10 protein-coding genes are annotated in these 7,939 nt (G+C 60.4%); 5 read left to right on the top strand and 5 right to left on the bottom strand.

Features of this window, described 5'->3' with window-relative positions:
• Both HX803_RS13395 and HX803_RS13390 read right to left on the bottom strand, forming a co-directional pair.
• Window positions 1–1,303: heavy metal sensor histidine kinase (locus tag HX803_RS13395; protein ID WP_178921165.1), on the bottom strand; the 1,303-nt coding region annotated here is incomplete at its 3' end.
• Entirely contained in the window at window positions 1,300–1,980 is a 681-nt protein-coding gene (locus tag HX803_RS13390; protein WP_176995357.1) for a heavy metal response regulator transcription factor, read from the bottom strand. The genes HX803_RS13390 and HX803_RS13395, both read right to left, overlap by 4 nt.
• 156 nt (window positions 1,981–2,136) lie before the next feature.
• On the opposite strand from HX803_RS13390, the gene HX803_RS13385 reads away from it, so the two are divergent.
• Window positions 2,137–2,658 (top strand): plastocyanin/azurin family copper-binding protein, encoded by a 522-nt coding sequence (locus tag HX803_RS13385; protein WP_178921163.1) that lies wholly within the window; start codon window positions 2,137–2,139, stop codon window positions 2,656–2,658.
• A 69-nt stretch (window positions 2,659–2,727) separates the two neighbouring features.
• Window positions 2,728–3,558, top strand: coding sequence for an NADPH-dependent 7-cyano-7-deazaguanine reductase QueF (gene queF / locus HX803_RS13380; RefSeq protein WP_178921161.1), 831 nt, complete (start codon window positions 2,728–2,730; stop codon window positions 3,556–3,558).
• A 166-nt stretch (window positions 3,559–3,724) separates the two neighbouring features.
• Here the strand turns inward: queF and HX803_RS13375 are convergent, their stop codons facing one another.
• Window positions 3,725–3,991 (bottom strand): DUF4404 family protein, encoded by a 267-nt coding sequence (locus tag HX803_RS13375; protein WP_005786202.1) that lies wholly within the window; start codon window positions 3,989–3,991, stop codon window positions 3,725–3,727.
• Window positions 3,992–4,101: 110 nt separating this feature from the next.
• On the bottom strand, window positions 4,102–4,710 hold the full coding sequence (locus HX803_RS13370) for an HAD family phosphatase (RefSeq protein WP_178921159.1): 609 nt from the start codon (window positions 4,708–4,710) through the stop codon (window positions 4,102–4,104).
• A gap of 197 nt (window positions 4,711–4,907) precedes the next feature.
• On the opposite strand from HX803_RS13370, the gene HX803_RS13365 reads away from it, so the two are divergent.
• Complete coding sequence (locus tag HX803_RS13365; protein ID WP_178921157.1) at window positions 4,908–5,597, top strand: VacJ family lipoprotein; 690 nt, start codon at window positions 4,908–4,910, stop codon at window positions 5,595–5,597.
• Between the two features lie 61 nt (window positions 5,598–5,658).
• Here HX803_RS13365 and HX803_RS13360 read toward each other — a convergent pair whose 3' ends face one another.
• Window positions 5,659–5,955 (bottom strand): PilZ domain-containing protein, encoded by a 297-nt coding sequence (locus tag HX803_RS13360; protein ID WP_178921156.1) that lies wholly within the window; start codon window positions 5,953–5,955, stop codon window positions 5,659–5,661.
• Between the two features lie 276 nt (window positions 5,956–6,231).
• On the opposite strand from HX803_RS13360, the gene rssB reads away from it, so the two are divergent.
• Together rssB and rssC are read left to right on the top strand one after the other, a co-directional pair.
• Entirely contained in the window at window positions 6,232–7,413 is a 1,182-nt protein-coding gene (gene rssB / locus HX803_RS13355) for a two-component system response regulator RssB (RefSeq protein WP_178921154.1), read from the top strand.
• Window positions 7,413–7,895, top strand: coding sequence for an anti-sigma factor antagonist RssC (rssC, locus tag HX803_RS13350; protein ID WP_003172602.1), 483 nt, complete (start codon window positions 7,413–7,415; stop codon window positions 7,893–7,895). The genes rssB and rssC overlap by 1 nt, the downstream gene beginning before the upstream one ends.
• The last annotated feature ends 44 nt before the right edge of the window (window positions 7,896–7,939 follow it).

Here is a 7,939-nt window from a genome sequence, read left to right as displayed (position 1 = left end):
CCCCAGACTCACAAAAAATCCTCCCCCCATGGGCCCGCACGATCGATTGGGTAATCGCCAACCCCAATCCTGCATGCTCACTGCTGCCTTCACGGCGCGCCGGGTCCGCCCGGTAGAACCGATCAAACAACCTCGGCAGCAGTGCTGCGGGAATGCCTTCCCCGGTGTTCTCCACCGATAGCCTCACCCCATCCTCCAAGCGCACGCGTACTTCGCCGCCCGGCGGGGTAAACCGCAACGCGTTATCCAGCAGATTCGACAATGCCCGGCGCAACATCCCGCGATCGCCCGTGGTATGGGCAGTGCCCTCGCGTACCAGGCTGACGTGCCCGTCTTCCGCCAGCAGCGCGAAGAACTCCAGCAGCGCATCGACCTCATCCTCCAGCGCCAAGGTTTCGCGCTTGGGCACCAGCAAGCCGTGATCCGCCTTGGCCAGGTACAACATGTCATTGACCAACTGCGCCATCCATTGCAGCTCTTCGAGGTTGCTGTGCAGCGCTTCGCGGTAATCCTCCAGTGGGCGTGGCTGGGTGAGGATGACCTGGGTCTGGGTCAGCAGGTTCGACAACGGCGTGCGCAGTTCGTGGGCGATGTCGGCTGAGAACGCCGAGAGGCGCTGGAACGCATCGTCCAGGCGGCCGAGCATGGCGTTGAAGGTTTGGGCCAATTCGGCCAGTTCCGCGGGCATTTGCTGCTGCGGCAGGCGCTGAGTCAGCGAATGGGCCGACACGCTGGCGGCCACTTCGCCCATGCGCCGCAAGGGCCGCAGCCCACTGCGCGCCGCCCAGGCGCCGAGCAGTGCAGTGGCCAGGGCCGAGAGGCCGACGGTGAGCCAGATCAGGTGCTGCATGCGTTGCAGGAAATGCTGGTGGTGGGTGATGTCGAGCATCAGGGTGAGTTGCGGCGAGTTGGCTTGGCCGGCGATCAATGGCGCGTTGTAGACGCGATAGTCGGTGCCAGCATTTTGCAGGCTATGCAGGCCGGGCGCCGTCGGCAGGGCGACATCCGGCGCGCCGTCGAACCAGCGTTTCCCGGCCGCAGTGATGCGCAGGGCAAGGTCTGGTTGGCGGTTGAGTTCGGTGCGCAATTGCGCTTCTCGCTCGGCGAAAGACGCGGCGGAGTCGACCCCTTGCAACGTGCTGCGCAATGCTACCAGCTTGCTGTCGAGCAATTGTTGGTCCAGCTCGATAAAGTGCGCCTCGCTGGCGTGGTTGAACAACACGCCTGCCAACAGCGACACCACGGCGGTGCAGCCGGCAAACAGCAGCGCCAGACGGCTTGCCAGGGACAGGCGCTTGATCAATTGAGGCGCTCCTCCAGCACATAGCCCATGCCGCGCACCGTATGGATCAGTTTGTTGGGATAGTGGTCATCGACTTTCAGGCGCAGGCGGCGGATCGCAACCTCGATGATGTTGGTGTCGCTGTCGAAGTTCATGTCCCACACCTGGGAGGCAATCAGCGATTTGGGCAGCACCTCGCCCTGGCGTCGCAACAGCAGTTCCAGCAGGGAAAATTCCTTGGCGGTGAGGTCGATGCGTTGGCCGTCGCGCTCCACGCGGCGGCGGATCAGGTCCAGGCGCAGGTCAGCCAGTTGCAGTGCGGTTTCCTGGGGCGTGCTGCTGCCACGGCGCAACAGGCTGCGCACCCGGGCGAGCAGTTCGGAAAAGGCAAAGGGTTTGACCAGGTAGTCGTCGGCGCCCAGTTCCAGGCCATGGACGCGGTCTTCCACGGCGTCGCGGGCGGTGAGAAACAGCACCGGGATATCCAGGCCGGCACTGCGCACGGCCTGGAGAATTTGCCAGCCGTCGCGGCCGGGCAGCATCACGTCGAGGATCAGCAGGTCAAAGTCGCCGGTCAGCGCCAGGTGCTGGCCCGTGATGCCGTCGGCCACCAGTTCGGTGGTAAAGCCAGCCTCGGCCAGGCCCTGGCGCAGGTAATGGCCGGTCTTGGGTTGGTCTTCGACGATCAGCAGTTTCATGGGCAACTCTTGGCAACGGGTGACGACGGGCTTTATACCGTGGGTGGCGGGGTAGGGGCGCAACCTTACAAAGTTGTAATCTAGCAGTCAGCTGGCTGGCAGCGGCGCAATCTTAGAGTGCTCCCCTGGCCAGTCATACATTTTTGGAGAAGAGCGATGGCGTTGCGTACACCCCTGTTGTTGGCGGGTTGCCTGTTGGCGTTGAGTGTTGATGCGATTGCCGACGCTGCCCACACGTATTCGTTTGGCCAGCCGGCAACGGCCGATAAAGCCACGCGCACTGTGGAAGTGACGCTGCAGGATATTTCCTTTTCGCCCAAGTCCCTGGACGTAAAAGCCGGCGAAACAGTGCGCTTTGTGCTGGTCAACAAAGGCCAGTTGCTTCACGAATTCAACCTGGGCGACGCGGCGATGCATGCCGAGCATCAGAAGGAAATGCTGCAGATGCAGGCCAGTGGCATGCTCACCGCCACCGGCATGGGCACAATGGACCACAGCGCCATGGGCCACGGTGAGATGGGCGGCATGAAGCATGATGACCCCAACAGCGTGCTGGTGGAGCCCGGTAAAACCGCCGAGCTGACCTGGACGTTCACCAAGGCCACGGGCCTGGAGTTTGCCTGCAACCTCCCGGGGCACTACCAGGCGGGCATGGTGGGCAAGCTCAACGTCGATTGATCCGGCGGCGCTTAGGCGCGGGGGCAAAGGCTGGTAGACTGGCGCGGTTTATTTAGCCAGGTTTCCGCCATGCATCCCGCAGCCGAACATTCGCCGCTGGGCAAGTCCAGTGAATACATCTCCACCTACACCCCGTCGTTGCTGTTTCCGATCCCTCGCGCCGCCAAATGGGCCGAGCTGGGCCTGAGCGCCGAGACCCTGCCTTACAAGGGTGTGGATTTCTGGAACTGCTTCGAACTGTCCTGGCTGCTGCCGTCGGGCAAGCCGGTGGTGGCCATCGGCGAGTTCAGCATACCGGCCGACTCGCCGAACATCATCGAGTCCAAGTCCTTCAAGCTGTACCTCAACTCGCTGAACCAGACCGCATTCGCCGACACGGCGAGCCTGGAAGCCACCCTGCGCACTGACCTCAGCGCAGCCGCCGGCAAGCCCGTGACCGTGCGTATTCGCACACTGGCCGAGATCGAGGCTGAAGGCGTGATGGCCTTGCCGGGCGTGTGCATCGACGACCTGGATATCAACGTCAGCAGCTATGAACATCCGCGCCCGGAACTGCTGCGCTGCGATGATTCGCGTGTTGTAGAGGAGAGCGTGCACAGCCACCTGCTCAAATCCAACTGCCCGGTCACCAGCCAGCCGGATTGGGGGAGTGTGGTGGTGGAGTACCGTGGTTCGGCACTGGATCACGCCAGCCTGCTCGAGTACATCGTGAGCTTTCGCCAGCACTCGGACTTCCATGAGCAGTGTGTGGAGCGGATCTTCCTCGACCTGCAGCGCCTGCTGAAGCCGGAGAAGTTGACGGTGTATGCGCGGTATGTGCGCCGGGGTGGGTTGGATATCAACCCGTACCGCAGCACTGAGGATGTGGCGTTCCAGAACGTGCGCCTGGCTCGCCAATAAACATCACCCCAAACTGACTGTGGGGGCTGGCTTGTGTGGGAGCTGGCTTGCCTGCGATGCAGACACCTCGTTTTTTCAGTTGCGCTGAGGTGATGCTATCGCAGGCAAGCCAGCTCCCACAAAGGCCAGCCCTCACATTGAGGTCTGCGGTTGAGTTTGATCGGGATCAGATGCCGATATTGCCCAAGGTGATCATGATATTGCGCAACGTCCCGGAAATGACCGGGTGCTCAGCGTCGAATTCTATGGCGGCTTGGTTCACATCGTCGGAGATGCTGGGCGTTTGAGTTGCCGGCTCGAGTTCAAGCTGCAATTCAAACTTGGCAATCAAGGCTTCCAGCGCTTCACGTTTTTCTTCCGACAGCGGCGGTTCCTGTTCCAACTGCCCGCGCAGGATTTCGACCTGTTCTTCCAGTTTTTTGCGATCAGGCATGACGTGTTTCCTTTTATCGATAGGCACTGGCATAGACCACGGCACGCCGAGAAAGGTCTACGGGCTGACCTGTAGATTAATCCACTGGCGCCGAGCGTGCATGATCCGTGTCAGGGCTTCTCGCCTTTGAGCTGGCGCCGGCTGATATCGGCCAGGCAGGTGCCCAGTTCACCCAGGTGATCGATCACCGAATGAACCCCCAGTCCGTACAGCGCCACGGTGGCCTTGCCGCGCTTGTGCTCGCGTTGTTGCTCGGTGAGTGCCTGCCATTGCTCGGGCGCCAGGCCGCACAAGGAGCCACAGGACGCCAGGCCGATGGTCCACAAGCCGGCATTCAGGCCGGCTTGCAGCAAGCGTGGCTCGCCGCTGACCAGGACGCAGCCTTCCAGGCGCTCGATATTCAGTTCCATCAAGGCTTGCCAGCAGGCGTTTGGAGCAGGCCAGCGGATAGCGGAGGGGGAAGTGGCTTTAATCCACTTGGGCAGTGTGGCAGCCAGTGGGGTGGTGACTGTGGCGGGTAGCTCGTCCAGCCAGGCACAGGGGATGCCTTGCTCCTTGAGGCTACGCAGGATGGCCAGGGCACCGGGCGTGGCTTGGGAATCGGGGGCGGGGGCGTCGGTGCGCGCCTGGGAACCGAAATCCACCAGGCAGCCACTCAGTCCAAATAGCACGGCAGTCAATGAGGGAGCGCTGGCGACGGCAATTTCGGCGTGAGGCATTTCGAGATCCCTGAAATAGCTTTGACGCTATCGGGATCGGATGACAAGGGGATGACACTTATGAGTAATTGTAGGGATTTTGTGCGTTTATCATTAAGACAATTCCTACCGACTGCCTAATTTGACACTTCCGTCATATACTGACGGTCTTATTCAGGGCATAGCGCCCATGACAGACTATTCAAGGAGCCAAAGCTATGCGCTGGAGCCACTACATCGCTCAGCTATCTGTGTGTGCCACTGTTCTATTGGCCCCATTTGCCGCCCAGGCCGCGTCGGAAGACGACCCATGGGAAAGCGTCAACCGCCCGATCTTCACCTTCAACGACACCGTTGATACCTACGCGCTCAAGCCGTTGGCCCAGGGTTACCAGTTCGTCACCCCGCAATTCGTGCAGACTGGCATCCATAACTTCTTCCGCAACATCGGCGATGTCGGCAACTTTGCCAACGACGTATTGCAGCTCAAGCCTCACGCGGCGGGCGTCGATACGGCTCGTTTGCTGGTGAACACCACCTTTGGCGTGCTGGGTTTCATTGATGTGGGCACCAAAATGGGCCTGCACCGCAACGACGAAGACTTCGGCCAAACCCTCGGCTACTGGGGCGTCGGCAGTGGTCCTTACGTGATGCTGCCACTGCTGGGCCCAAGCACCCTGCGTGACGCACCGTCCAAATACGTCGACAGCTACACCCAACCGTACCGCTACATGAACGACATCGGCTGGCGTAACAGCACCTTCGGCCTGAACATTGTCGATACCCGTGCCAGCCTGCTCGACAGCGAGAAGCTGATCACCGGCGACAAGTACACCTTTATCCGTAACGCTTACCTGCAGAACCGTGAGTTCAAGGTCAAGGACGGCAAGGTGGTCGACGACTTTTAAGTCGTGATGTTTTGAAATGAAAAAGGCGACCCCAGTGGTCGCCTTTTTTGTGTGCGGCTTTTTAGTGCATCTTCAGGATCTTCAGGCCCAGGTGCTGGTCTTCACCGCTGGCCTTGGTCCAGACCACTTCGGTATCGGCCTCCAGGCCCCTGAGAGCGGCGTGCACCGAGTCGATACGCACGGTGAGCCTGTCACCCACCTGGAACTGGCGAGGAGCCTGCACCTGCATGCCGGAGCTGGAAAGGTCCACGCAAACCCCGGCAATCTCCTGCCCGGCGTGGATCAGTGACACATCGGCATCCACTCGCATGCGGATGAAATCGCGTTTTTCGGCGTAGTCGCGCTCGTGTTCGCTCACAGGTTCCATCCTTACTTTGTGTTGTGGTTGTTGCTGTTCTTATAACTCCCGGTGATTTGCGGTGTAAAGACGCTCGGCGACCATCGGCATGAGCTTGAAACCCCTGGCGGATGGGAGTACCGTCTGCGCCTTAGAAGGGCACCTCTGCTTTACTGTTGTGCGTGGGCCAAAAGCCCGTGCTTTGTAGGACAGAGTGGCTAGAAAGCGAATCCAGTACGTGAGCCCGGCCATTGTCGAGCCACCTACGCCAACCTAATTCTGGCGCCGTTTGCCCACATGCAAAAAACCAGTGCCACGCTGCTGATAATCGATGACGACGAAGTAGTGCGCGCGAGCCTCGCGGCCTATTTGGAAGACAGTGGCTTCAGCGTCCTGCAGGCCGGCAACGGCCAACAGGGTCTCCAGGTGTTCGAGCGCGACAAGCCCGATCTTGTGATCTGCGACCTGCGCATGCCCCAGATGGGCGGCCTCGAGCTGATTCGCCAGGTGACCGACCTTGCCCCACAGACGCCCGTGATCGTTGTGTCCGGTGCCGGGGTGATGAACGATGCCGTCGAGGCCTTGCGCCTGGGCGCGGCCGATTACCTGATCAAGCCTCTCGAAGACCTGGCTGTGCTGGAGCACTCGGTGCGTCGTGCGCTGGACCGTGCACGCCTGCTGCTGGAAAACCAGCGTTACCGCGAAAAGCTCGAAACCGCCAACCGCGAACTCGAAGCCAGCCTGAACCTGCTCCAGGAAGACCAGAACGCCGGTCGCCAGGTGCAGATGAACATGCTGCCGGTCAGCCCCTGGACCATCGACGACTTCCAGTTTGCTCACCAGATCATCCCGTCGTTGTACCTGTCGGGTGATTTTGTCGACTACTTCCGCGTCGATGAGCGGCGTGTCGCGTTCTACCTGGCCGACGTGTCCGGCCACGGAGCTTCCTCTGCTTTTGTGACCGTGTTGTTGAAGTTCATGACCACACGGCTGCTGTTCGAATCCAAGCGCAATGGCACCTTGCCGGAGTTCACCCCCTCCGAGGTGCTGGGCCACATCAACCGAGGCCTGATCAGTTGCAAGCTGGGCAAGCACGTGACGATGGTCGGCGGCGTGATCGATGAAGAAACCGGTCTTTTGACCTACAGTATTGGCGGTCACCTGCCGATGCCTGTTTTATACACTCCTGACAGTGTGCGTTACCTGGAAGGGCGTGGCCTGCCGGTGGGCTTGTTCAATGAAGCCACCTACGAAGACCACATCCTGGAGCTGCCGCCGACCTTCAGCCTCACGCTGATGTCCGACGGTATCCTGGACCTGCTTCCAGAGCCTACACTCAAGGAGAAAGAAGCCGCCTTGCCTCAAAAGGTCAAGTCGGCGGGCGGCAGCCTGGATGGCCTGCGGCAAGTGTTTGGATTGGCCACGCTAGGGGAGATGCCGGATGATATCGCCCTATTGGTGTTGAGCAGGAATCTTTGATGAGTACCGGAAGAATCCAATTCGCCGAGCAAGACGGGACCTTCGTCCTGAAGTTTGTCGGTGAAGTGCGCCTGACCTTGTGTTCGGCGCTGGATGCGACGATTGAGCGGATCTTCACAGCGCTGAATTTCTCGGCGATCGTGATCGATCTGACCGAAACCCGCAGCATCGATAGCACCACCCTTGGGCTGTTGGCCAAGTTGTCCATTCTGTCTCGGCAGAAGGTCGGCCTGTTGCCTACGGTCGTCACCACCCACGAAGACATCACCCGTCTGCTGCAGTCCATGGGCTTCGACCAGGTGTTCAACATCGTTGACCGCCCGATCCCTTGCCCGGAATGCCTGACCGACCTGCCATCCCAGGACCAGTCCGAGGAAGTGGTGCGGGTCAAGGTGCTGGAAGCGCACAAGATCCTGATGGGCCTCAACGAGTCCAACCGCGAAGCCTTCCACGACCTCGTCAACGCCCTCGAGCGCCACTGATTTTACTGTTGGAATACATTCCAAATGTACTGAGTTCGACTTCA

It is taken from the genome of Pseudomonas sp. P7548, from assembly GCF_013386585.1.
Classification (GTDB): Bacteria; Pseudomonadota; Gammaproteobacteria; order Pseudomonadales; family Pseudomonadaceae; genus Aquipseudomonas.
This window is presented reverse-complemented; position numbering and strand designations above follow the sequence as displayed.